Consider the following 22,660-nt stretch of genomic DNA (forward strand, 5'->3'; position numbering starts at 1 on the left):
CGAGACAGTGGAGAAGTTTTGGCTAAACTAGGCAAGCTACCTTCTAGTCGTATTCTGGCATTAGCTCCTAATACTGGTAACAAGTTGTGGATCGGAACTTCGGAAGGACTAGCTTGGGTGAGCATGAGTACAGGTCGCATCGAACCCCATTTGGGCTTTGTTAGAGAGATTCCAGGTAGTTTTTAGCTTGGGAAGCATCGGCTCTAAGTGAGTGCGTTCGCGTTCGCGCAGCGTCGGCTTTGCCGAAAGCGTGACCAAAGGTCAATCGCAAAAAAAAATTGACGCTCCCATCAGCAGCTTTGATTAACCTTTTTTCACGGAATTCCCCATCCTTCTTCAGGGTGGGGATGGATAGGGAGGGCGTTGCTAAGCCAATTATTTTTAGTATTTGAGATTTTAACACTCGTGCGGCTGTGTGGTAAAATCCGGTTATGCTTACCATGAACTACACTTACCGTATTTATCCAGACCTGCACCAATCGGCAACAATGCTCGAATGGCTGGAAACGTCGCGCCAGGTTTATAACCGTGCATTGGGCGAACTTAAGGACTGGATCAACTCCCGTAAGTGTTTGATGGATAGGTGTTCATTGAATCGGGAATACATTATTCCCGCCGACGTCCCTTTTCCATCTTATCATCGTCAGCAAAATGATTTGCCTAAATTGAAACAGACCTGGCCAGACCTCAAGAATGTTTATTCTCAAGTGTTGCAAACTACGATTCGGAGGTTGCATGACACATGGAAAGCATTTCAAAAACGTGGTTTTGGATTTCCAAGGTTTAAGAAGTTTGGACAATTCAAGTCTTTCTTGTTTCCACAGTTCAAAGACAACCCAATTAATGGCTTTGAAATTAAACTGCCCAAGATTGGAAGTATCCTAATTAGCTATAGTCGCCCAATTCCAGATGGATTTAAAGTCAAGCAAGTAAGGGTGTTGTCTAAGGCTCGTGGAACCCAATGGTATGTAATTGTTTCGATTCAATCTCAAGTGTCGATTCCCGATATTTCTGTTCATGGTAGAGCGATTGGCATTGACTTGGGATTGGAGCGATTCGCCACCACATCTGATGGCAACTTTTTTGAACGTCCTAAGTTTTTGAAGTCTCAATACAGCAAGCTGAAATTGCTGCAACGTCGAGCCGCACGAAAACAAAAGCGTTCTGCTAACTGGGAAAAAGCTCAAATCAAGGTGGCGCGATTGCATAATGAGATTACCGCCAAGCGCAAAGACTTCCATTACAAAACGGCACATAACCTTTGTGACCAAGCTCAAACCATTTTTGCAGAAGACCTGAATACAGTTGGACTCAACCGAGGGATGCTCCGCAAAGAGTGTATTGATGCATCCTTTGGGGCGTTTCTTTCTCGCCTGGAATGGGTGTGCTGGAAACGGGGGGTATTTTTTATGCGAGTCAATCCCAACGGTACAAGTCAAACCTGTCCAAGTTGCGGCGCAACTGTGGGTAAGCCCCTTGGGGAAAGGGTTCATCATTGTCCTGAATGTGGATACCAGACTCATCGCGATCATGCGGCTGCCGAGATGGTGTTATGGCGTGGAGTAAACTCAGTACCCGTGGGCAATCGGGGAATGGAAACTGCCTGTGCAGGCGTACTAGCGGGGGCTCAAACCTCTAGCCAAGTGCCGAAATCCCGCCAGGGAACAACCAGGAACTCCAAGAAGTGATTCTTCGGAATCCCCATCCCTCTATAGGGTGGGGAGGATGTCAAGGCCTATTTAGCTGAGAGTGCATCACAGTTAATGTTTCTGCTAGTTGACTAAGGCGATCTTCGAGGTATTTTTTCCGAATCAATAGTTGTCGCAGTTTTTGATAACGAGCGATGGCCATGCTCACACTGGGAACCTGATCTGCTGGACAAAACCTTGACCAAGATTGACCCTGCTCATCCAAGCCACAAAGACGATAACCAGTACGAGGAGATTGATAGGTAACATTAGTATTAGATTGCTCAACCCCTTCATCCACATAGTCCATCATCCGGTCACCATGGGCTAGTCTTACGGTTCCTATGGCATCTTGGGGTTGACTCGCTTGAGACTCTAACCAGCCATCAACAATTGGTCCTTCTAAGTATAGGTCTTGAATTTGCCGGAGGATTTTGTGCAGTTCCTGCTGCCAACCCAGAACAATTCCCTCAATGTCTTGCAACAGATTCATGGCCAAAGCTGGATTAGCACCATGGCGATGGTTTCCCAGTTTAGGGTATTTCAATCTAGGCAGAGTCGGTATCTTCTGTTCATCCTGGCGAGTAGGGAACGGTTGTACTGCCATAGAGAAAGAAGGTTCCTTTTTATTTCTACGACTTACTACACCTGCTTGTTGGTGATTAGTTTGATCAGCCACAGCTGGGGATGGTTTTGATGAATCAGTGGCACTAGCTTTTGCTAACTGATTTAGTGTTGTCTCGATCCGTCGCAATTTTGATTTCATGAAGACTGATTTGAGGAAATATAGTTGATTTCAAGGGGGAAGATGCCCATTATTGAACTATAAGCTTTATTAATTTTCGCGCAATGGCAATATAACTCCCAATAGCCTTGAATAGTACCAAATTTACCAGTACCAAATTGAGCACTAATTTAATTTTAGTCACCGGACCATCCAGGTCTGGCAAAAGCGAGTGGGCAGAAACCCTGGCGATGCAGACTGGGAAATCGGTAATATACGTTGCTACTGCCACAACCAACCCGGATGATCCAGAGTGGCTGGCCCGGATTGAAAAACATCAGCAGCGACGCCCCAGTTCGTGGACAACCCTTTTGGTACCACTGGACTTGGCAGGAACAATTACCAACTATTCTGACATCAATCACTGCCTGTTAGTAGATTCTCTAGGAACCTGGGTTGCTAATTGCTTAGAACAGAATGATACGATTTGGCACCAAACGTTACAAAGCTTATGGAATAGTTTGAGCAAAGTTAAAGGTTCTGTAATTTTTGTTGCAGAAGAGGCTGGCTGGGGAGTGGTGCCAGCTTATCCTATGGGTAGGGCGTTTCGCGATCGCTTGGGAAATGTGGTGCGTCATTTGGGGCACTTGGCTAACCCAGTCTACTTAGTCACCGGTGGTCATGTGCTTAATCTCAGTACTTTGGGTCAACCATTACCCTATAATGGTACTGTTGGCCAATCACCTCAAACCTAATCCAATCCATGGCAAGAGGGGGAAGAGACCAGCAGTGGGGATTAAAAATAACTCCTAACAAATAACTACTAACAAAGCCATGGCATCTGAACAACAAGTCAAACGCTATCTCACCTACTGGTTCCAGTTAGGCAAAAAAGTTGTGATGCACAATGGTTTTTTAGCTATGCAGCCACAATCATTAACAAATGGCAAGCACTACAGCCAAGAATTTGAAACGATTTGGCAGCTAGCTATTTCACCAGAGACTGGTGATTGTTACCTGGAAGGAACTGATGAAACAATTGCGGATTTATTAACACCCAAGTGGGATATACTGCCTTGTTCCCGTTGTGATATGCCTGTACCCATTAAAACCGCTGGCATACCACCAACCTGTTGTCCCTGTTTTGATTTACCCACATGGCCCAACACAGAATTGCCAGCACCACGAGATCCAGTGTGTAGTCAAACCAAACTAAGAGGGATTTGCGATCGCTTAAATCAAATTACTGATAATAAAATTACTTAAGAGAGTAGAAAAAAATAAAATACTAGTTTTTAGCTTGTAGGGTTGGCAACAAAAAGTGGCTCTCCTAGTGTGGCGATGATAAATTAGTATAAAATAATCGCGCTCAGGGCTTAATAAGTAAGGCTTTGAGTAATTTAAAAATGCAATTTTAATAAAAGCGATGCAGCGCGGTCTTGGGGGTTTCCCCCGGAGACAAAACCTTAGATAGTGGAGCCTTTATAGTTAGCAGGTTATGCAGAAAAGGGTTAAATATTTTTTAATAAGGCGACCCTATCTTACGGTAAATTCAAACCATGAGCGACTGCATTAAGACAATGTATTTTTAGTTTATTGAATCCCTTGCTATTTAAGGGGTTAAGCTTCATTTAAACTACTATTAAACTACTAATTTAATATCATCAGTCTAGGAGAGCCGAAAATCTGAGCTGTACCCAAGTTATTTATAATAATATGGAATCCGTTTAATTAGACAATGCAAGTTGTCAATGACGGCCACCAATGGAATTGAGTCAACCTCCTAAGTATTTGAGGTTGCTTGATGAGTTGACGACAACGCTGGAAAATTGCTTCTTCCAATGCTTCTATCGTCTCAAATACCCGATTGATGAGCGCCTGATCTAGAAGAGGCCATAACCGCTCTGCTGGCTGTAACTCAGGAGAGTAAGGGGGTAAAAACTCTAAAAATAAACCTTTGGGAATTTCGAGCTTCTTGGTGGTGTGCCACCGGGCTTAGGTTTTGGACTAGCAAGGCAGGGTGCTGTTTATCAATCCCTTGAGCAGCAGCTTTCTTTGGCTAGGATTCGGTTCATAATCTCGGTATTAACTCGCATTATTAATCCACCATTCGCTTTCCCCACTACACCGGTTCGACTTCTCCGTAGACGTATTGACAAAATTCATTCGCTTTTAAATTGTCAGTCATGGGTTGCCGTTCTGATTAAGTTTTTAAACACAGAAAAACAACACCACCCCATAAACAGGATGAATGTATTAAATTAAAAGTTAGGGGTGAGATACCACAGAACTCCAACCAAGGATATAGCAATTCTCAGAGAAACTCGCTTCTTTAGCCCACCCCGTTTCTGAAACCGACAAACCGATACCTGTCTAACCCATTCAATCACCAATAAGGAAGATTCTAGAGATGACCATGACGACAGCAGACCTTCAGAAATTATCTCCGACCGAGTTGGATCAGCTGTATCAGCGCAGTCCCATGGGTGACATCCCCGATGGAGAAGGGAAAGGCACTGTCTTATCTTTGACAAGCCTGCCTACAGGCAATCTCTGCTCTGGCTTAGTCAAGTTATTAGCCTGGCAGGGGAAGGTATTTTATCGAGATCAGGGCTTCTTACTCAATCGTGTCAGCCTATTTAGCATCCAGATGATCAAAGCCAAAGTTGATCCCGGCGAGAGCTGGTTCACCCAGGGAGAAGCCACGATTTTGGACTATTCCAAAACATCGTTTGTGGCCCAAAAAATTCGCGATGAAATTCGGGAAGTTTCTCCTGGTCTTTATCTGGGTCAAGCTTACTGGGACACAACCCGGGTGTTGTGTTTCTCCCTGGAATTTTAATCGCCCAAATGGTCTCTAGGCTGGCCAATAACCTGACTAGAGAAGAGATACCCCTATCGGTACAGGTGTATGACCTACCAAGAAACCCTCACCGTAATCGCTCCAATTAAGGCTGACCAGATGGACTGCCTGAGGGAAGTGCTCCAGTCCATCCAGCAAAACGTCGGGCATAACGACCTGATTCCCTTTGCTCAGTTTCCGCAGGTTCATTTCGCCAGGTTTGTCATCCTGGAGGCGGTTAAAGATCCCCTACTAGGCATCACAATTCCGCCCAGTCTGGCCTTCTCAAATTGCCTTGATGCTCCTCTGAAGGAGTATCTGCGCTCACTAGCGGAGGAGGGTGGTTATGGGTTGGATCGAATTTTTAGCCACTGCGAAGGCTATCCCTCCCCCCAGCGGCTCACTGTCAGCAGCCGGATCGCCTACCTGCAGAAACACCGGGTCAATACTCAGACCTTCTATGTGAACACCATAGGTCGCACAGTACAACAGGTTCGCCAGGAAGCCGACTTGCACGACAAGATCGAGCTCTTTCTAGATCGCTACCAGCACCAGCAAGGAGCTGACGGTTCCGATGTGGATACGGTTCGTCGGGCCATTCAGAACTTTGTGAAGCAAGATCCCTCCCTCTCCTGGGCTCTGACTCCGGCAGTACCCCCCGATCTAGGGTGGCAGATTCGAGACAAGCTGCATCTGATCGTTGGCTTGTTCTTAATCCTGCTGCTAGGATTGGCCTTCTTGCCAATCTCCCCCCTATTCGTTGCAATTTTGCGCTGGAAAGAGGAAACAGCTCCTCATCCTAGGCAGGATCCAAAATTTAGACTAAGTCAGTTTCATCGCCTTCACCTTGCCCAAGATGAAGACTTTTTTAGTCAAAATCAATTCAGTGTGGTGGGTTTTGTCAAACCGGGTTGGTTCCGCTACATCACCCTGAGGGTCATTCTTTGGCTGGCTAATTTTGCCACTCGTCACGTCTTTAACAACGGTGATTTGGGAACGGTTCCTCTGCTCAATCTATATGGGGTAGACACCATTCACTTCGCCCGCTGGGTGGTGATTGATCAAGGCCGACGGGTGCTGTTTATGAGCAACTACGATTTCAACTTAGAAGACTATATGAATGACTTCATCAACAAATTAGCCTGGGGATTAAACATAATCTTTGGTCACGGGGTGGATTATCCCAAAACCAGTTGGCTGGTAAAGGGTGGTGCTAGAGATGAACAAATTTATAAAGCTGTCCTTCGCAAGTATCAGATTCGCAGCCAGGTTTGGTATGCGGCCTATCCCAATCTTTCAGCGGTCAACATCAGCAACAATGCCCAGATTCGAGCTGGACTGTTCCAACCTTTAGACACTGCTCAACAGCAAGCATGGCTGTCTCGGTTCTGAGTTAAATTGCCCCTCTTTTCTAGCTGCTATGTCCTATTAACGACTACTCCAGGAAGCCCTATGTCTCACCTTGAAGTTCAGGATATTCAAAGCATTATCGCCAGTGGCTGCGGTAATCTCAAAGCTGCTGCCTATGTCCTACTACACATCCAGGACGCCCCTCTAGCTAGACAGTGGCTGAGCAATTTGGTAGATCGAGTGCAAACCAGCCAGGATCCCCCCTCCGATCTCTGCCTAAATATTGCCTTTACTTACGAAGGATTAACCACTTTAGGTTTGCATCAAAGCACCCTCAGCACTTTCCCCACAGAGTTTAAGGAAGGCATGACTGAAGCTAATCGCAGTCGTATTCTTGGCGATCATGAGGACAGTGAAAATGATCCGAAATTATGGGTTTGGGGGGGAACGAATCCGCAGCAGACGAGAGTGCACATCCTCCTGCTCCTATATGCCACTGATGATGAGCAATTGGATGAATTTTGTACCACACTGGTCGATCAGTTGCCCAAAGGTGGGGTTGAGTTTATTCTGAAATTGGATACTTTAACCCTCAAAGACGAAGCAGGGAGATTTCGAGAACACTTTGGTTTTCAAGATGGGATTAGTCAACCTATTATTGAAGGTCTTAACCGGGTCGGGTCACCAGATAATACTATCAAAGCGGGAGAATTTATCCTAGGCTATAACAATGAATACAATTTGCTGGCAGAAAGTCCCAGGGTAAAACCTGATCTCGATCCTCACAATATTCTGCCGCCTGGTGAATTTGCCTTCCATGATCTCGGTCGCAATGGTAGTTACCTGGTCTTCCGACATCTGAGCCAAAAAGTTGAGGAATTTTGGCGCTTTCTAGAGGAAGTCACCCAAAATCCTGATGGCTCCAGTAACCCTGAGGAGCGTCTCAAATTCGCCGCTAAAATGGTTGGTCGCTGGCCTAGTGGTACCTCCCTGGTGCAGTCCCCAGATCGAGATGACCCGAACGTTATCGATAAGAATGATTTTGCTTACCACCATGTAGATCCTCAGGGTTTTCGGTGTCCCTTTGGTGCCCATATCCGCCGCTCCAACCCCCGAGACTCCTTAGACCCGGCTCCAGGCACTGAGAGATCTATAGCCATCAACAAAACCCATCGGCTGCTCCGCCGGGGTCGAACCTATGGAGAACCGATCAGTCCATCGTTTGATCCAGAAGCCATCCTCAATAACCCCAACCCAGGGGAGCGAGGCATCCATTTCATCTGTATTAATGCCAATATCAATCGGCAGTTTGAGTTTGTACAGCATACTTGGGTCAACAATCCAAAATTTAACGGTCTCTATGAGGAGACAGACCCTTTGGTGGGCGATCGCCACCCTGGAAAAATGGGAAATACCGATATTTTCACAATTCCAGGAAAACCGATTAGAAAACGGATTAAAAATTTACCGCAATTTGTAGTCGTTCGGGGAGGCGCTTACTTTTTCTTACCTGGCATCAAAGCTATCCGGTATCTGGCATCGATTTCAGAGTAAATGCTCAAAATGACCAAGCAATAGAACTTAATTCATAAAATCAGATTTTGTGAAGGATGAGAGCCATGAGCATACCAAAAATAGTTAACGCCCTTTCCGTGAAATTAATTAACTTCACACGTCGATTGAATCCGGCTATTCGAGATAGCTTCGACCGCTTGTTTCAAAAAAGAATTCAAGCAGTTACCCAATTTATCATCAATCTAAGTAGGAAAAACGATCATCTGGCTATTGCTCAAGAAAAACTCCTGCCGGATGAAGAAAAAATTACCCGAGATATTGCTCAGCAAATGACTGAGTTTTTGAAAAAAAACTACACTGGAAAAGTTGCTGAGCGAGCTGGCAATACCAAAACTTATGGAGTTGTTAAAGCAACCTTTGAAGTTCTTACCGATTTAGCTGATGAGTTAAGAGTAGGAATCTTTCGAGAAACCAAAACCTATGCTGCTTGGGTGCGGTTTTCAGGTCCTGGGCCTTTAGAAACCCATGATTTATACAACAATGGCATTCTTAGCATTGGCATCAAACTGATGGATGTAGAAGGTGAAAAACTTATTGATGATGAAAAGATGACCCAAGACTTCACAGGTATCAGTTCTCCTACCTTTACCACCCCCAATATTATTGAAAATCTCAAGTTACAACGACAGGTTTTTAACGACACCCCCGCCTGGTATTTTCTGAATCCTTTTGACTCTCATCTGTTAGATGCAATCATGCAGGGGCTCTATGCCAAAGCCCATACCAGTCCTTTAGAAGTGAGGTATTTCAGTTGTGTCCCTTACCTCTATGGGGAAAGAAAAGCAGTCCAATATTCCATTAAACCCAGCACTGACGAGAAAACCCCTATCCCTAAAAATCCGTCCTATGACTATCTCCGAGAAGCGATGGTCAAGGTATTGGACGAACGAGAGGTCTGTTTTGATTTCATGGTGCAATTTCAAACAGATCCTCACCGGATGCCCATTGAAAATGCTTCAGTGGTCTGGTCTGAAACTCTGTCTCCTTACATCAAAGTGGCAACATTGCGTATTCCTGCTCAAGAATTCGATTCACCAGTTCAACTCGCATTTGCTCGCAATCTCTCCTATAATCCGTGGCATTGCATTGCCGAGCACCGACCTTTAGGTAACCAAAGTAGAGCCAGAAAATATATTTACCTAGAAACATCTAAGTTTCGGCAGCAGATGAATGGAGATAAACGAATAGAGCCGCAGAGTGATTGGATTATTTATCAATAAATATGAGTTTGGGTTAAGACTCTCAACACAGAAAAGTTACACCAACGGAACTAGGCAATACCCATTGATACCAAATCCGGTTATCATAGTGTAGTTACACAAATCATCAAATCCTCTCTAGGCAAGGACTTTGATTTTTTTGAATAGAGTCTCAGTCAAGCGGATTTGGTACATGAAGGGCATCTGCTCCAGCTTCCTCCACCCACTTGCAGATTTGGATAGAGTCTTCCAGGGTATTTCCAGGCTTGTCCCAAGGAATCACAGCATTGTTGTATTCCACTGCACTGATTTTTGCCTGGAGGTGAAAATCGTTTCCTACCTCTTTGCGTATTGCCTGGATAATCTCCAGTAAGAAACGAGCTCGATTTTCCAGAGAACCGCCATACTCATCCTTGCGGTCGTTGATGCCTGAACTCAGAAATTGGGTAATCAGATAGCCATTGGCACTGTGCAGTTCTACCCCATCAAGTCCTGCCTCACGAGCTCGTCTGGCACCATCAGCGAACGCCTGAATCATTTCCTTGATTTCCTTGCGTGTCATTGCCTGACACTCCAGCCCATGAAATGACTCAGTTTCACTGGTTGAACTAAGACCCTTATTATACAAATTCTCCACACCACCAACATCCCGCTGACGACCAGAGTGGCTCAGTTGCATCAAAAACTTACAGTCATATTCATGAACTTTCTCCCCGACCTTGCGCCAGAAAGGAATTCGATCATCCCGGTCAATCGTGGCATAGTTAGGTAAAATTCGTCCTCGGATTTGGACTGGTGTAAAGCAAGAGACGATTGCACCGACGCCGCCTCGGGCAAATTTCTCTTCCCAATTGATCCGTGCCTGGTTACCGGAACCATCATAGTTGTCAAATCGACCAGAGATATTAGAACGAAAGATCCGATTCTTTAGGGTCAAGTTTCGGAACTCCAACGGTTCAAAAATTATATCCTTTTCCATTTGATTTAGTTGAATCTTGGCTTTTGTCGGAATAAAGCAAGCTACAAGCTCAATGCCTAGCATTCCAGATGCTGGCCGAATATTTTTTTAGGAAAACTTTCTAAGGCTGCTATTGAGAGTAAATAACAATAAGGATGTCATTTGTCTTTTTTCCTTTCTATTTTGTGACGCTTATTTGGTTCTGATCCCCGATTCTCTGCTACGCGCTGTCCCTAGGCTAGGAATAAATTACTGTCAGTGACTATCCCCTTTGACCCAATCCCCTTGCTTTGGGGTGGGGGAGGAGTCATTGAACTATCACAAATTTGTATAAGGGCGTTTGTTGGCCAATTTTGGGTAAGTCCTGACAAAATCTTGCTCCCCAGTTGGATGTTGTTAAGTCTCTCCTCGAAAAACTATAATTTCCAACACTTTCCATTATGACTTAACGACCATTGATATTTCATGATTATTAAGTTTTTTAACAACAATCGGGTTTTGGAAAAGCTCCCTGTGAGGATAACTATCAAGGCAATAGAGAGATTTTTGGCAACTGAACCACCTACTTCAGCTAGGGTCTCCATTCTCCCTAAATTTCTCAAAAGTATGCTATACCTCAACTATAGTCCCTCTGCGTGCTTCATTGGTTTGATTTTTCATTGCCCTAGGATCTGGTGATCTCCTTAAAATGTAATTTAAGTTACAACTACTAGTGGATAACTATAACCTACATAGCATTTCCATTTGAGTTGTGAACATAATCCCTTAGGGAAAGGCAAGAGGCAAGAGGCATGCATGCTAGAGCTAATCAAGTATCTAGGGATTTTTTGTAATGAAAAAACTCTAATCCTTGTTTCCAATTCCTTTGGAAAGGCTATCGAAATAATTCTTCAAGATTTCCTGGGTTAATTTTTGTAAAAATACACCTCAAATGAATCTAAAAAATCAGGTAAAGGATCGTCCCAAAACCGCTCTGATTACTGGTGCATCCAGTGGCATTGGTTATGAATTTACTAAGTTATTTGCTCGCGATGGCTACAAGTTAGTACTAGTTGCCAGAAGTGAGTCGAAACTATCTCAACTGGCCGAGGATTTTAGGGAAAAATTTGGGACATTTGTCAGGGTTATTCCGGTGTTGTCCCTGGTCTCAAAAACCAGTTGCTTGCCCTGAGTATAAGATTTATGCCCCGAAATCTAGTAACCCAAGTGGTAAGAAACATGCAAGAAAGGAGCCACTAGTTCTGATTAGGCAGTGGATTTATAAATTCTGGCTTAAGCTGATAGCCTTCATGAAAATAGAAGCAATGGATAAGTTTCAAAGAAAGCCTCAAGAAAGATTTGTCAACAAAACAATGAGCAATGAATAATGAACACCTACCCTTCTACCAATGTACTCGACTTGTTACGGCTTCTGGGTAATCTAGCCAGTGGCTTTATCCGTAACCCCCGTGGTTTCGACCTTGAAAAAGTATTAGGGGGTTGGATTCAGGATGTAATCAAACGCTATGGTAGTAAAAATGTCATTCTAAACTTTCTTCTCAAGAAAGTCTTGCTAGTATCTGGGCGTGACTTATCAGACCGGATTTTACAAGACCCACCAGACAGCCAAGGCTATATCGAAGGCAATCTCAAGAAGGATGGTATGTCTTTTCTTGCCCCCAACGCCCTCACTATCAGCCATGATCAACAGTGGCAGCGCCTGAGACCTTATAATGAGGGAGTGCTTGGCACAGGTTCCCAGCACCAGTACCAACAGGCTTTCCTCGAACAGGTACATCGTGCTTTTTCAAAGCCAGTATCCAACATTGAGGATATCCGGAAATGTATGGGTCAGGCAATGCTGGGCATTGTGTTTGGGGAAAATGTTGCTCCTGAGCGGTTGATCAAGGATATACAGGTGTTATTCTCAATGGTGGGAAATCCGATCAAGCGGATTCTATTGGGAAGGTTTGAAACTAAGCGTTTAGAAAAATTTTATGAAACTCTTGAGCAGCTTTGGGAAGGCAGCGAAGCGTCTGAAAAGCCATGCCTGTTGTCTATGGCTCATGGCATAAAGCCCTACACTACTGAAGAGGAACTCCTGCAACAAATCCCCCACTGGATGTTTACCTTTACTGGTTCAGGGACTGACTTGCTGGCGAGAACCCTGACTATGATTACCTCTAGACCAGAAGTGCTCGAACGGGTGCGACAGGAAATCAAGGAAGCGGGTTCGTTAGAGAAAGCCTCAACCATTGCTAAACTCAGCTATTTAGAAGCTTGTTTGTTGGAAACTGGTCGTTTGTTCCCTCCAGTGACCAGAACCTTTCACATTACAACAGCTGGCGACGCTTATAATAACACCCGTATTCCGCCAGACATGGAAATTCTACACTTTTTCCCAATCATGCAACGGGAACGGTCTTTAGACCCATCCACCGATTCGTTTGTACCTCAACGGTGGCTAGATCCGAGCGATCAGGACAATTCGACTTACTCCAATTTGTTTCTGAGAGGATCTCGTACTTGCCCCGGAAGGGATTTGATCCTGTTTGTGTGTAAGAGTGCGATCGCAATTCTCCTAGACCAGCAGCAGCTGACATCCAAAACCAATGTACTCTCCCGAGACCCTCTACCAGCCTACTTCCCAGAAAAGGATATCCAATTTGTTAACCCTTGACGGCTTGTGAAATTAATTGACAGTTGAGTGATCAGCAAAGAGTACCCGAGATGGGTACTGTCAATCCCTGTAAATTATACAACACTAGATTTATTAGTCAATCCTCTTTAATTTATAAATTAATGAGTTATGATCAACATAAAAAACTAAGAAATAGAAAGAGCTAGACAACGGTGAATTAAGGATTAATTAAGATCATGCTCAGTCCTATTCACCTAAGCTTAGGAGTGAGCAGTAAGCTCTGACCGGAATTCCTGACACTCCCAACCTAAAACACTAAATACCTCGGTAATAAAAACTAAAGGAATTAGCACAATGACAAAGAAACCTTGGCATAAGTTTCCTACTCCTCTAGCCCTGTTCAAATTAAATAAATTCCGCGAGAATATGCGGGAAGAAAACCTGCACGATACCTCCCAATTACCCACAAAAGGGGAGCCCCCTGAACCGACTCCTAGTCCTGATGGTCGCCATCTTAAAATTCGTACAGCGGATGGTTCATTTAATGACCCCAATGATCCCAAAATGGGGATGGCTGGCACCCGCTTTGGACGCAATGTAGCCCTGAAATACGCATACCCCGACGAAAAGAATTTACTCAATCCCAACCCCCGTACGATCAGTCGGAAGTTATTGACCCGGGATGAATTTGTCCCAGCTTCGACCTTAAACCTAACAGCTGCAGCTTGGATTCAATTCCAGACTCACGATTGGTTTTCTCATACCTTTAATGATTCCGAAGAGAAAATCGAGATTCCTCTGGAACAGGATGACCCCTGGCCCGAAGAGCATAGACCTCTGGAAATCGAAAAAACTCCAAAAGACCCTACTCGTTCTGAAGACGATACCAAAAATCCCCCAACCTTTATCAACCAAGAAACTCACTGGTGGGATGCTTCCCAAATCTATGGCAGTAATCAGGAAACTATTGATAAGGTGCGTAGCCATGTCGATGGTAAGATGATCATTGGTGATGACGGTTTGTTACCTGTCAACCCAGAGAACGGAATCGATATTGTGGGCTTTGACGATAACTGGTGGATAGGACTAAGCATGTTGCATATCCTGTTCGTCAAAGAGCACAACACTATCTGTGATCATCTGAAAAAACAATACCCTGACTGGACAGATGATGACCTGTTCGACCACGCTCGACTGATTAATGCTGCCTTGCTAGCTAAAATTCATACTGTGGAATGGACTCCGGGCATCCTGGCACATCCCGCTTTGCAAGTTGCCATGAGAACGAATTGGTGGGGTATATTGGGTGAGGAATTCAAAAATCGCTTTGGGCGTATTGGGGACAGTGAAGTAGTCAGCGGCATTATCGGATCATCTATTGACCACCACAGTGCTCCCTACTACCTCACCGAAGAATTCGTTTCTGTGTATCGGATGCATCCCCTCATCCCCGATGAATTCCCGTTTTACTCAGTTAAAGACGGTAAAGAGCTGCTGACGAAAGACTTTTTTGAAGTGTCTGGCAAGCGCTCACGTGCCATTCTAGAACAGGTAGATATAGCTGATTTATTCTACACCTTCGGAATCAGCCACCCAGGTGCTGTCACCCTTTACAATTATCCAAAGAAATTGCAGCAGCTAGTGAGGGACAACGGTGAAGTATTTGACTTAGCTGCTGTAGATATCCTGCGAGACCGGGAGCGAGGGGTTCCCCGCTACAACCAGTTCCGGGAACTAATTGGTCGCGATCGAGTTAAATCCTTCGAGGAAATCACTGAGAAGCCAGAATGGGCGAAAGAATTGCGGGAGGTTTACAACAATGATATCGATAGTGTAGACCTAATGATAGGTATGTTTGCCGAAAATCCTCCCAAGGGATTTGGTTTCAGCGATACCGCCTTTCGGATATTCATTCTGATGGCATCCCGACGACTGAAAAGCGATCGCTTCTTTACCAAGGATTACACTGCCGAAATCTATACTCAATTCGGTTTGGACTGGATTGAAAAGAACACTTTCATAAGTGTTGTGCTCCGACATTACCCCAGCTTAGCTGCTAGTCTGAAGGGTGTTGAAAATGGCTTTGCTCCCTGGAAGCGCATAGTCAAATAATGGCTCAGTTGAACCTTTGGGTTAATTGACAATCTCCGCTCGCTCAGAGACGGGGATTGTTGCTTTTGGTTTGCACCAATGACAGTAGAGATCAAATCTCCCTAGGTGCGCTTGACCCATTAAGAATTATAGCAGTCGCCAGGGCAGGCGCGGACATGACAAAAGTCTCAAACCTAAGTAAGCGCAAGAGTTTGACTTCTGACTTCTGACTTCTGACTTCTGACTTCTGCTATAAATTCGCCACGGGTCGCACCTGAGGAAATTCCGCCCTGACGCTCACACTTGAAACCCGACTCACCCCAAGCCTTCATGTCTACATCCGTGAGCTGGATTAGATCAGAGCATCGGGGTTGAATGACTTGAGACAGCAGCGCCCAAACCAAGCTGCGAGCAATGTCTATCCCAGTTTTGAGAGGGGATTCTGAATTACCAGGAATACCTTTCTCTGGCACCAAATCTGTGTCTACCCAAATCCCATGAGCTCCCAGTAGAATTTGCGCCATCCACTGAGCCCGTGGTAGATGGGTGCAAGAGGTAATTAACTTAACCCTACGAACACCCCAACGCCGGAAAATTGGGATAGTGACATACTCCCACACGCTTATCAAAGATTACAGTGTGGGCTTCTTACCAACTCCACCTAACGGGAACGGATATTCGGTAAGCTTTATTAACGACACTGGATGCCCCTCCGCGCCGGAACAATAAATAAGTTCTATTTTTAGTAAGTAGGTGGCGGTTAGCTCTTAATTTGTCTTCCCTACTTCTTTTATTATAGACGATCTTCAATCGTAATTGTTCCCTATTACATAAATATCTTGTGCAAAATTCATCCCACACTCATGCTGCGAATGTTCGTTGTGGGGCTTCTTTTGCTAGAAGCTAAAGAAAAAGTTACCAAAGGTAGAATTAGCACACTTTTCTAACCAAACCTGTTCCGAAGATGCCATCTCCCGCTGAAAAATTAGCCAAATGCAGGGGTCTGGGGATCCATGAGAAATCAGAATTCGCTTGTCTGGGTGCTGTTTGACTAATTCAGCAACATGGATTTCTCGACGAATACTCCCCCCTAGGACAAAGAACGTATCCACAGGTGCTGATGCTGCTGCCTGCAATCTCAGAGTATTAATTAGCAGCCAGCCACACAAAAAAAGTGCTAGGGTTAATAACCCCCAAAGTCTTAGGCGTCTTCGCCATTTTACTGCTCGTGACAAGTTTATCATTCATTAATCGGCCTGAAATATTACCTTTGACTTGGATTTTTGGCTTGAGTGATACCTAGAATTTTATGAGCTACTGCCTGAGAAACTGGCATCACCGAGAGTCGATTTCCACGTCTGGTCACCCATAGCTCTTGGTCGCTAAACTCCTGTTTAAGGGTTGAAAGCTCTAGCAAATGGGGAAAAACATCGACAAATTGCACTACCACAGTATGCCAGCGCGGAGATTCAACACTTGATTTGGGGTCGTAGTAACGGCTAGTTTGGTCAAATTGAGTCGGGTCAACTACTTCACTTTTAATAATTTCCATTAAGCCCACAATTCCAGGGGGTTTAGTATTGGAATGGTAGAAAAAAGCCAAGTCTCCCTCCTTCATTTCACGCAGAAAGTTTCGAGCTTGGTAATTACGAACCCCATCCCAAATTGTTTTACCTTCTTTTTCCAGATCAGTGATGCTATAGACTTGTGGTTCCGACTTCATCAACCAGTAATTCATTAGTTATAGGCTTTTAAAAGGAGATGTGAAACTAGTATTGATCAAAAAAGCGACTGCATCAAGACAACCCGATGATTTTTTGGTGTTATCCGAAATCAGGATTTGGTTTCCTTATCTATTTGGAAATGCTGATCAAGTCCGGTTAGTTAGTTGGTTTATGCTCAAGTCGCTTTTTGTTATTCGTAATTTTTCCTTCTTCTTATAACTATAATGATCTTGAACTTGCTAAACAAGGCGTAGTCTTCCACTGTTAGTTAATTTTGCTCCCTGATGAAGCTATCCAAATTTCTCTTGCCTGTAGGCTTACTGGCAATTGTCTTACTGGGATGGAGAGTGTTCAGTGCTGCCTCTGCTCCCCTACCAGAAGGGTTTCCACCTCCTACCCCAGCTGGCAAAATCGAAATCAAACACTACCCTGCCTATCGCGCTGCCACAGTACCCTACTCTGGGGAGCTGTCTGAGGCAGCTAATCGTGCTTTTGGCTCCCTGTACCGTCATATTAGCTCTAACGATATTTCCATGACTGCTCCGGTCGAAACTCGTTATCCGATCAGTACCCTGGAAAGTAGTCAGGGAGATTCCCTTGCTCAGCTTGGTGTTGCCTATGTATCATTTCTATACCACCGCCGTAATATCACTCCTGAGCAGATTGAAAAGAATATTCAGGTAGAAGACATACCACCGATGACAGTAGTCAGCCTTGGGATGAAAGGTAGCTATAGTTATATCAGCTACCAACAAAGTATTGAGCAGTTGAAGGAATGGTTAGCCCAACACTCGGAGTATACCGTCGTTGGTAAACCCCGTCGCTTTTTCTATGATTCTCCCTTTGTTCCGGAACCCCTAAAGCGCAGTGAAGTTCAAGTTCCCATTAGAGCGGTAAATGACTAATACCAATTTAATTTATTCCTGCTACCAATAATGATAATTAGAATGATCAGGATTTTTTAAAAATGGAAAGACAAGAATTCTTTGAATCCAAGGGTGCAAAGATTTATGGAACACTTACCCTACCAGAAGGTGTGGAAAAGCCCTCCGCTTGCCTATTCATTGGAGGGTCTTTTCCTCAGACAAGAGAAGGAAATATAGATAATTCAAAAACCGATTGGTTTCCTAAACCATTACCAGAGCGAAACCTGTTCCGGGATGAAGCTATAATTCTGGAGGAAATCGGGATAGCCACATTTAGATACGATAAGCGAGGATGTGGTCAAAGCGAAGGAAATTTTAATACTACTCGACTATTTGACTTGGTAGATGATGCTCGGATGGCATTGGAATGGATGCGGAGTATTCCTGAGATTGACAGCAGTAGAATCGGAGTTCTTGGTCAAAGTGAAGGGGCTGTAATTGCTTTAATTTTAGCAGCGTCTGACCCAGACATTAATTTTTTTGTTTGGCAAGGTGGCATTTATAACAACCTAGAAGGGATAATCAAATGGCAAGCCGAAGCCTTTGAAAAATTAGATAGTACAACTATCAAAAATTTCAAGAAAAACATGCCATTAATTTATTGGACATACAAACAGTTTGATGAAATTATTGCTAGCGCAAAAAGGGGTGAAGAGTTCTTTCGCATCGGAGATGAAGATTGGTCTTTTAATTCTTACCTACCGGCGGCTCAAGAGCATTTTGACAATCCTCCCTATTTATTTGTGGACAAGGTCAAATGCCCAGTACTAATTTTACACGGTGCCTTGGATCACAATACACCTCCAGAAGAAGCTCAAGAAATGCAGCAAGCACTTATCGATGCTGGAAATAGGAATGTGACAACTCATATTTTTCCTGGATTGGATCACAGCTTCAGAAGATTAGGTGACCCAGATGAAGATTTTGTTACTGCTATGAAACGACCCCTAGATCCAGAAATGCCCCAAGCACTAACTAATTGGCTAAAAGTCTGGCAACAAAAGTGATCAGGTGATCAGATCAGGTCATGGGGAGATCGGGATATCAGCTACAGAACAGGAAAGAATAACAGACTATGATATCCCCTTAATCTAGCTAACAAATCCAGTTTATTTTAGGCTAATTATTGGGAATCGATATATACACCATTCGTCAAGTCTGAAATGTCGGCTCTTAGGCGAAAGCCTTTGGCTAGACAAACCAAGTCCACCTACCTAAGTGGACTCAAGTTTCTTTCTAGCCTAGGGCTACTAAAAATGGTGCAAGATATCAGTTAAAGCGACTTCATAAATTTTGGTAGTTTCCAGTTAGGACACCTCATTGGCTGAAATTTATAGGGTTATTTGATCATAAAAAGTACGGAATAGCAAAAAAAATTACAATTACCAGGTTTTGTCTAAAAATCACTAACTAGTTAAGTGTTACAAGCTCTAGCTATTGAAGTAACCGAAGATTGTAGAATATAAGGAAAACGTACTATTTCAGATTCAGAGGTGAGGTAAAGTTATGCCCCGTGGTGGTTATCGAGAAAATAGTGGTCGCAAGCCGAAGTGGAATCTGGGTCAAACGAAAGCAGTAAGGATTCCGGTAGTGATCGCAGATACAATTCTAGAAGTGGCTAAACGACTGGATGAGGGGGAGAGTATAGAGTCGGTGATTATTCCTAAATCAGAAACGACTAAACTCTCTCAATTGACTGAAGAAATAGGGGCATCACCAAGAGACTCCAAAGACTCATTAATGGGGTCTTAATTCAGAATTCAGAGTTCAGAGTTCAGGAATATTCCAGCTCAATTCGTAATTCTGAATTCTGAACTCTACAGATATTAGACTACAGGAGCATTTTCGCTTAGTTTCACTTGATTGTAAATAGGGTTTTCTTAAATTTATAAGCTCTTGATTTCTCTGATTTTTTCCTAAATCATGAAGGTGCTAAATCGAATTATAAAACATAGATTTACTGTACATAAAATCTTCTGGTTTACCAATAATAAAAACTCTCTAAATTTGATAAATTCTATACTTTGAAAAAAATATTGCTGTCTAGGTTCTTGATAAACATCAAATTAGATTCTATTTGGCCAAGTTGCTATAACCTTAATCTTCTGATTTTTGCACCAATTTATAAATTTGATGATGCTACTCATTCCCTGACTTGAAGTTATAGATTCAGATATCTTCTTGTTTGAAGTAATTTTGGCAATAGTTTTGATTTCTTTTTGGGTCATATCAGCTTTTCGATTAGCTGTTTCATCTCCATACTCATTAATAGTTGGAGACTGATAAGCTGAATTCCTGGACTGAAGGGTTTTAAATTTAGCTACTATTCCCTGTTGCACACGCTTCAAGGATATTGCACTGATAAAACGAACTTGATCAATTAAATTCAGTGATAGTAAATATTCCGGATCCCGACTCAACACATAATCAGTAAAGAGATTACTAGGTTTTCCATCATGTATATAATGCTCATATTCCAGAGGAAGAAGAACTAAATCTCCAGGTTTGAGCCAGGAACGAGAACGAGTCAAGATGTAATCAATACCAAGTGGAAAAGTTGTAGCTCCATTAAGACAACTTATGGACGTCTCTTTATGTATCTGACTACAGCTAATGCCAAATCTATAGCAGCATGGTAATTATTAAATTGAGATTGCGTCGCAATTCGCCTTTACGATTACCACCGAGAGGAATATAGAGATAATCCCGCAGAAAGTTAGAAAGGGTAATATGCCACCTACGCCAAAAGTCGCTGATGTTTACTGCTTTGTAAGGAGAGTTAAAGTTCAGTGGTAGCTTAATAGCAAACATCCGTGCTGCACCGATAGCCATCTCAGAGTAGCCGGAAAAATCGAAGTAAAGTTGGAACGTGTAAAATAAGGCACCACTCCAAGCATCATAAAAGGTGAGCAATTCTCCTGAAGCAGCAGCATTAAAGACTGGAGTAGCATAAACAGCAGCTGTGTCAGCAATCAAGACTTTTTTGATTAACCCTATGGAGAAAATAGTTACCCCCACCGCCAGATCTTCAGGGTTAAACTGACCAATCTTTAGGTCTACATTTATACAGTTCCCTGATCTCCTGTCCAATGAACAGTAATTGCTGACTTTTCCTAAGCATTTAGCCGTCAGCTTGGTCATTGATCATTGGGGATTGAGTTAGTGCTGCTATTGTTGTTATTTCAGCTCAAGCCTTTGCGATCGCTTGCTGATCAGCATCGCCATTACCCATTACCCATTACCTAGAATTTCTCTCGTAGCTGAGTTGGAAGGCACGCGATCGCTTACTCTACCGAACCGGAGCAATCCCTCAGTTTTTAGTCTGGCAACTTGTACTGTTCTACAATCCGCTTGGCATACTCTGGCACATGTGCCTCTAACTTTTCTGGATGATTGCGCTTTAGATATAAATAGTTGCGGGTGAAGTGGGAGTCAATAGAAAAACGAGCATACTCCAATCCTTTCGGACCTATTTTTTCAATCACCACTCCCATCATTTTTGCTGCCCACATCGGTAACGTAACTCCCTTGTCATAGGCAGGAATACTCTGTTGCACTGCCTGTTTGCGATCGCCTTTTGACATGACTGGTTGAGTTTCCAACTGGTCTTGCACCAAATCCAACAATTCTTGCCCAATGTCATTACGAACGAGAATCCACTGCCAACCAAAGGGAGCTCCCATGTAACCTACCACTAAATCCGCTAGGGAGTTTACATAGTCAAAACAACTCATGCAAGAGGAGGCAAACACATCTTTGAGTTGATTAGTCTTTAAGCCAAAGAACGGTACTTTCTCAATCGAGCCATCCTCATGTTTAAAGTGAATCCGGAAATCCTGCATAAACTCGTAATGTACCACTGTTTCTGGTGAACGGCTGGTGGTTTCTAGAAATTTTTGCAACCCCTCACGGTTGACATTATCGACACAGGGCGTACCTAAAACATAGAGTTTTTCTAAACCGAGTTCGTTTTGCACTGATCGCAATGCTTGGATTTGGCAGCCAACACCAATTACTAATAATCGCTTCATCCCTGATTGTTCCACTTGCTCTAACACAGAGAGGTTAGGAGACAAGGTAGGCTTATTCACCCGTGCTGCTAACACCTCCTCTGGGGTACGAGCAATGATCGGCATTGGCTGAAAGCGGTCTTCTTTAGTGTTTTGGACACAGACTACACCTTCAACTTTACCCTGCTTGAGCATTTCCATGGCAATGGTACTGACAATTCCTGTCCACTGCGCCCCTTCTATGGGGTTAATCTTCTTAGCCGTGATCATCTTCTGGTTAACACCAAAGTACCAATCGTCTGGATGATCTAGATTGCGGCTACGTCCATGGGCTTTTGTTTCCAAGTCAGCTATTTGCTGGTTTAAGAATGCACAAGCTTCCTTGACATAATGGATATAGTATGTATCACAAAGTCCACACTCGCTACACAGTTCCTTGGCAGGGCGTCGGCTACTTGGTTTTAAGGCTCTCGCTTTTTTATGTTTGGCAGGTTGAGGTGTCACTGAAGTCATTTGCTTAACTAATGGTCTATTGTCTCACGATGGTGAGCATTCAGCCGTCAGCTAATGCGCTACCTCAAGCGCGTCGTTCGCACAGCGTGGCCAAACGCGCCCCGCGTGGCCCAAAGGCCAAGGCCAAAGCCTGTGCCACGCACGCTACTTGAGGTGATATCAGCTATCAGCCGTCAGCGTTAATTTGGATCTTGGTTATCGATTCCAACACAATAGACAGGAGTGTAAATGCGTTCCCGTCGCGGCTCAATGCTTAGCATCGCATATCTCGATTGCCAACACTGATCGGATTTTCTCTTAATTTTCTCTTAATTTTCTCTTATTTGGTACATTTGTACTCAATTAAGTCATGCGATCGCGTAGCGTGGCCTACGGCCAATCGCACAAAGAGGAGATAATTGGACCCTCAGGTCAATCAAAGTACCACCTTAGGGGCGCAG

23 protein-coding genes and 1 pseudogene are annotated in these 22,660 nt (G+C 43.8%); 14 read left to right on the forward strand and 10 right to left on the reverse strand.

The genetic code is table 11. The features are described from left to right. A pseudogene (locus F6K57_RS14950) lies at window positions 1-186 on the forward strand (transcriptional regulator); the annotation flags it as partial. Here the strand turns inward: F6K57_RS14950 and F6K57_RS14955 are convergent. Beyond that, window positions 161-442, reverse strand: a complete 282-nt coding sequence (locus tag F6K57_RS14955; RefSeq protein ID WP_293068847.1) for a hypothetical protein — start codon at window positions 440-442, stop codon at window positions 161-163. The pseudogene F6K57_RS14950 and the gene F6K57_RS14955 overlap by 26 nt on opposite strands. Here F6K57_RS14955 and F6K57_RS14960 point away from each other — a divergent pair. Then, a complete protein-coding gene (locus tag F6K57_RS14960; protein WP_070394933.1) occupies window positions 441-1,688 on the forward strand; it encodes an RNA-guided endonuclease TnpB family protein in 1,248 nt (415 codons plus the stop codon). The genes F6K57_RS14955 and F6K57_RS14960 overlap by 2 nt on opposite strands. Window positions 1,689-1,728: 40 nt before the next feature. On the opposite strand, the gene F6K57_RS14965 is transcribed toward F6K57_RS14960, so the two are convergent. Continuing rightward, window positions 1,729-2,454, reverse strand: a complete 726-nt coding sequence (locus tag F6K57_RS14965; RefSeq protein ID WP_293068851.1) for a hypothetical protein — start codon at window positions 2,452-2,454, stop codon at window positions 1,729-1,731. A 107-nt stretch (window positions 2,455-2,561) separates the two neighbouring features. Here F6K57_RS14965 and cobU point away from each other — a divergent pair, with 107 nt between their 5' ends. Together cobU and F6K57_RS14975 are read left to right on the forward strand one after the other, a co-directional pair. Then, complete coding sequence (cobU, locus tag F6K57_RS14970) at window positions 2,562-3,167, forward strand: bifunctional adenosylcobinamide kinase/adenosylcobinamide-phosphate guanylyltransferase (RefSeq protein WP_293068854.1); 606 nt, start codon at window positions 2,562-2,564, stop codon at window positions 3,165-3,167. Between the two features lie 79 nt (window positions 3,168-3,246). Beyond that, window positions 3,247-3,678 carry a hypothetical protein gene (locus F6K57_RS14975; protein ID WP_293068857.1) on the forward strand — a complete coding sequence of 144 codons (432 nt, stop codon included), beginning with the start codon at window positions 3,247-3,249 and terminating at the stop codon, window positions 3,676-3,678. A gap of 465 nt (window positions 3,679-4,143) precedes the next feature. On the opposite strand, the gene F6K57_RS41990 is transcribed toward F6K57_RS14975, so the two are convergent. Further along, entirely contained in the window at window positions 4,144-4,377 is a 234-nt protein-coding gene (locus F6K57_RS41990; protein WP_364302975.1) for a transposase, read from the reverse strand. Between the two features lie 445 nt (window positions 4,378-4,822). Between F6K57_RS41990 and F6K57_RS14980 the strand changes: the two genes are divergently transcribed. The 4 genes from F6K57_RS14980 to F6K57_RS14995 all read left to right on the forward strand — a co-directional run bounded on the left by F6K57_RS14980 (window position 4,823) and on the right by F6K57_RS14995 (window position 9,399). Beyond that, window positions 4,823-5,254, forward strand: a complete 432-nt coding sequence (locus tag F6K57_RS14980; protein ID WP_293068860.1) for a hypothetical protein — start codon at window positions 4,823-4,825, stop codon at window positions 5,252-5,254. 69 nt (window positions 5,255-5,323) lie between these two features. Then, window positions 5,324-6,646: a hypothetical protein gene (locus F6K57_RS14985; RefSeq protein WP_293068862.1), complete on the forward strand. Its 1,323-nt coding sequence runs from the start codon at window positions 5,324-5,326 to the stop codon at window positions 6,644-6,646. A 60-nt stretch (window positions 6,647-6,706) separates the two neighbouring features. Next, a complete protein-coding gene (locus F6K57_RS14990; protein ID WP_293068865.1) occupies window positions 6,707-8,158 on the forward strand; it encodes a Dyp-type peroxidase in 1,452 nt (483 codons plus the stop codon). A 65-nt stretch (window positions 8,159-8,223) separates the two neighbouring features. Further along, the gene (locus tag F6K57_RS14995; RefSeq protein ID WP_293068868.1) at window positions 8,224-9,399 is read left to right on the forward strand and encodes a catalase family protein; all 1,176 of its coding nucleotides are present in this window, start codon (window positions 8,224-8,226) and stop codon (window positions 9,397-9,399) included. Between the two features lie 151 nt (window positions 9,400-9,550). Here the strand turns inward: F6K57_RS14995 and F6K57_RS15000 are convergent, their stop codons facing one another. Next, complete coding sequence (locus F6K57_RS15000) at window positions 9,551-10,357, reverse strand: NADH:flavin oxidoreductase (RefSeq protein ID WP_293068871.1); 807 nt, start codon at window positions 10,355-10,357, stop codon at window positions 9,551-9,553. 910 nt (window positions 10,358-11,267) lie between these two features. Here F6K57_RS15000 and F6K57_RS15005 point away from each other — a divergent pair. From F6K57_RS15005 to F6K57_RS15015, 3 genes are all read left to right on the forward strand, one after another. Continuing rightward, window positions 11,268-11,507, forward strand: a complete 240-nt coding sequence (locus F6K57_RS15005) for an SDR family NAD(P)-dependent oxidoreductase (protein ID WP_293019085.1) — start codon at window positions 11,268-11,270, stop codon at window positions 11,505-11,507. 195 nt (window positions 11,508-11,702) lie between these two features. Next, window positions 11,703-12,995, forward strand: coding sequence for a cytochrome P450 (locus F6K57_RS15010; protein WP_293068875.1), 1,293 nt, complete (start codon window positions 11,703-11,705; stop codon window positions 12,993-12,995). Window positions 12,996-13,310: 315 nt separating this feature from the next. Further along, window positions 13,311-15,068: a peroxidase family protein gene (locus F6K57_RS15015; RefSeq protein ID WP_293019082.1), complete on the forward strand. Its 1,758-nt coding sequence runs from the start codon at window positions 13,311-13,313 to the stop codon at window positions 15,066-15,068. A 173-nt stretch (window positions 15,069-15,241) separates the two neighbouring features. Here the strand turns inward: F6K57_RS15015 and F6K57_RS15020 are convergent, their stop codons facing one another. From F6K57_RS15020 to F6K57_RS15030, 3 genes are all read right to left on the reverse strand, one after another. Continuing rightward, window positions 15,242-15,676, reverse strand: coding sequence for a hypothetical protein (locus F6K57_RS15020; RefSeq protein WP_293019080.1), 435 nt, complete (start codon window positions 15,674-15,676; stop codon window positions 15,242-15,244). Window positions 15,677-15,943: 267 nt separating this feature from the next. Continuing rightward, complete coding sequence (locus F6K57_RS15025) at window positions 15,944-16,291, reverse strand: hypothetical protein (protein WP_293043440.1); 348 nt, start codon at window positions 16,289-16,291, stop codon at window positions 15,944-15,946. 20 nt (window positions 16,292-16,311) lie between these two features. Next, entirely contained in the window at window positions 16,312-16,785 is a 474-nt protein-coding gene (locus tag F6K57_RS15030; RefSeq protein ID WP_293068880.1) for an EVE domain-containing protein, read from the reverse strand. Between the two features lie 270 nt (window positions 16,786-17,055). Between F6K57_RS15030 and F6K57_RS15035 the strand changes: the two genes are divergently transcribed. From F6K57_RS15035 to F6K57_RS15045, 3 genes are all read left to right on the forward strand, one after another. Further along, on the forward strand, window positions 17,056-17,676 hold the full coding sequence (locus F6K57_RS15035; RefSeq protein WP_075902850.1) for a heme-binding protein: 621 nt from the start codon (window positions 17,056-17,058) through the stop codon (window positions 17,674-17,676). A 62-nt stretch (window positions 17,677-17,738) separates the two neighbouring features. After that, a complete protein-coding gene (locus tag F6K57_RS15040) occupies window positions 17,739-18,704 on the forward strand; it encodes an alpha/beta fold hydrolase (RefSeq protein ID WP_293068883.1) in 966 nt (321 codons plus the stop codon). Between the two features lie 499 nt (window positions 18,705-19,203). After that, on the forward strand, window positions 19,204-19,449 hold the full coding sequence (locus tag F6K57_RS15045) for a hypothetical protein (protein WP_075902846.1): 246 nt from the start codon (window positions 19,204-19,206) through the stop codon (window positions 19,447-19,449). A gap of 314 nt (window positions 19,450-19,763) precedes the next feature. Here the strand turns inward: F6K57_RS15045 and F6K57_RS15050 are convergent, their stop codons facing one another. The 3 genes from F6K57_RS15050 to F6K57_RS15060 form a co-directional block, all read right to left on the reverse strand. Further along, window positions 19,764-20,228, reverse strand: a complete 465-nt coding sequence (locus F6K57_RS15050; RefSeq protein WP_075902844.1) for a hypothetical protein — start codon at window positions 20,226-20,228, stop codon at window positions 19,764-19,766. 91 nt (window positions 20,229-20,319) lie between these two features. After that, on the reverse strand, window positions 20,320-20,838 hold the full coding sequence (locus F6K57_RS15055; RefSeq protein ID WP_293068887.1) for an MBOAT family O-acyltransferase: 519 nt from the start codon (window positions 20,836-20,838) through the stop codon (window positions 20,320-20,322). Window positions 20,839-21,014: 176 nt separating this feature from the next. After that, on the reverse strand, window positions 21,015-22,220 hold the full coding sequence (locus tag F6K57_RS15060) for a Coenzyme F420 hydrogenase/dehydrogenase, beta subunit C-terminal domain (protein WP_070394912.1): 1,206 nt from the start codon (window positions 22,218-22,220) through the stop codon (window positions 21,015-21,017). Between the last annotated feature and the right edge of the window lie 440 nt (window positions 22,221-22,660).

This window comes from Moorena sp. SIO4A5, assembly GCF_010672005.1.
Taxonomy (GTDB): Bacteria; Cyanobacteriota; Cyanobacteriia; order Cyanobacteriales; family Coleofasciculaceae; genus Moorena.

Coding starts and splice junctions, on each gene's coding strand:
- F6K57_RS14960 (WP_070394933.1), top strand. CDS start 441: ATGAACTACACTTACCGTATTTATCCAGACCTGCACCAATCGGCAACA.
- F6K57_RS14955 (WP_293068847.1), bottom strand. CDS start 442: ATGGTAAGCATAACCGGATTTTACCACACAGCCGCACGAGTGTTAAAA.
- F6K57_RS14965 (WP_293068851.1), bottom strand. CDS start 2,454: ATGAAATCAAAATTGCGACGGATCGAGACAACACTAAATCAGTTAGCA.
- F6K57_RS14975 (WP_293068857.1), top strand. CDS start 3,247: ATGGCATCTGAACAACAAGTCAAACGCTATCTCACCTACTGGTTCCAG.
- F6K57_RS14980 (WP_293068860.1), top strand. CDS start 4,823: ATGACCATGACGACAGCAGACCTTCAGAAATTATCTCCGACCGAGTTG.
- F6K57_RS14985 (WP_293068862.1), top strand. CDS start 5,324: ATGACCTACCAAGAAACCCTCACCGTAATCGCTCCAATTAAGGCTGAC.
- F6K57_RS14990 (WP_293068865.1), top strand. CDS start 6,707: ATGTCTCACCTTGAAGTTCAGGATATTCAAAGCATTATCGCCAGTGGC.
- F6K57_RS14995 (WP_293068868.1), top strand. CDS start 8,224: ATGAGCATACCAAAAATAGTTAACGCCCTTTCCGTGAAATTAATTAAC.
- F6K57_RS15000 (WP_293068871.1), bottom strand. CDS start 10,357: ATGGAAAAGGATATAATTTTTGAACCGTTGGAGTTCCGAAACTTGACC.
- F6K57_RS15005 (WP_293019085.1), top strand. CDS start 11,268: ATGAATCTAAAAAATCAGGTAAAGGATCGTCCCAAAACCGCTCTGATT.
- F6K57_RS15010 (WP_293068875.1), top strand. CDS start 11,703: ATGAACACCTACCCTTCTACCAATGTACTCGACTTGTTACGGCTTCTG.
- F6K57_RS15015 (WP_293019082.1), top strand. CDS start 13,311: ATGACAAAGAAACCTTGGCATAAGTTTCCTACTCCTCTAGCCCTGTTC.
- F6K57_RS15025 (WP_293043440.1), bottom strand. CDS start 16,291: ATGATAAACTTGTCACGAGCAGTAAAATGGCGAAGACGCCTAAGACTT.
- F6K57_RS15030 (WP_293068880.1), bottom strand. CDS start 16,785: ATGAATTACTGGTTGATGAAGTCGGAACCACAAGTCTATAGCATCACT.
- F6K57_RS15035 (WP_075902850.1), top strand. CDS start 17,056: ATGAAGCTATCCAAATTTCTCTTGCCTGTAGGCTTACTGGCAATTGTC.
- F6K57_RS15040 (WP_293068883.1), top strand. CDS start 17,739: ATGGAAAGACAAGAATTCTTTGAATCCAAGGGTGCAAAGATTTATGGA.
- F6K57_RS15045 (WP_075902846.1), top strand. CDS start 19,204: ATGCCCCGTGGTGGTTATCGAGAAAATAGTGGTCGCAAGCCGAAGTGG.
- F6K57_RS15055 (WP_293068887.1), bottom strand. CDS start 20,838: ATGACCAAGCTGACGGCTAAATGCTTAGGAAAAGTCAGCAATTACTGT.
- F6K57_RS15060 (WP_070394912.1), bottom strand. CDS start 22,220: ATGACTTCAGTGACACCTCAACCTGCCAAACATAAAAAAGCGAGAGCC.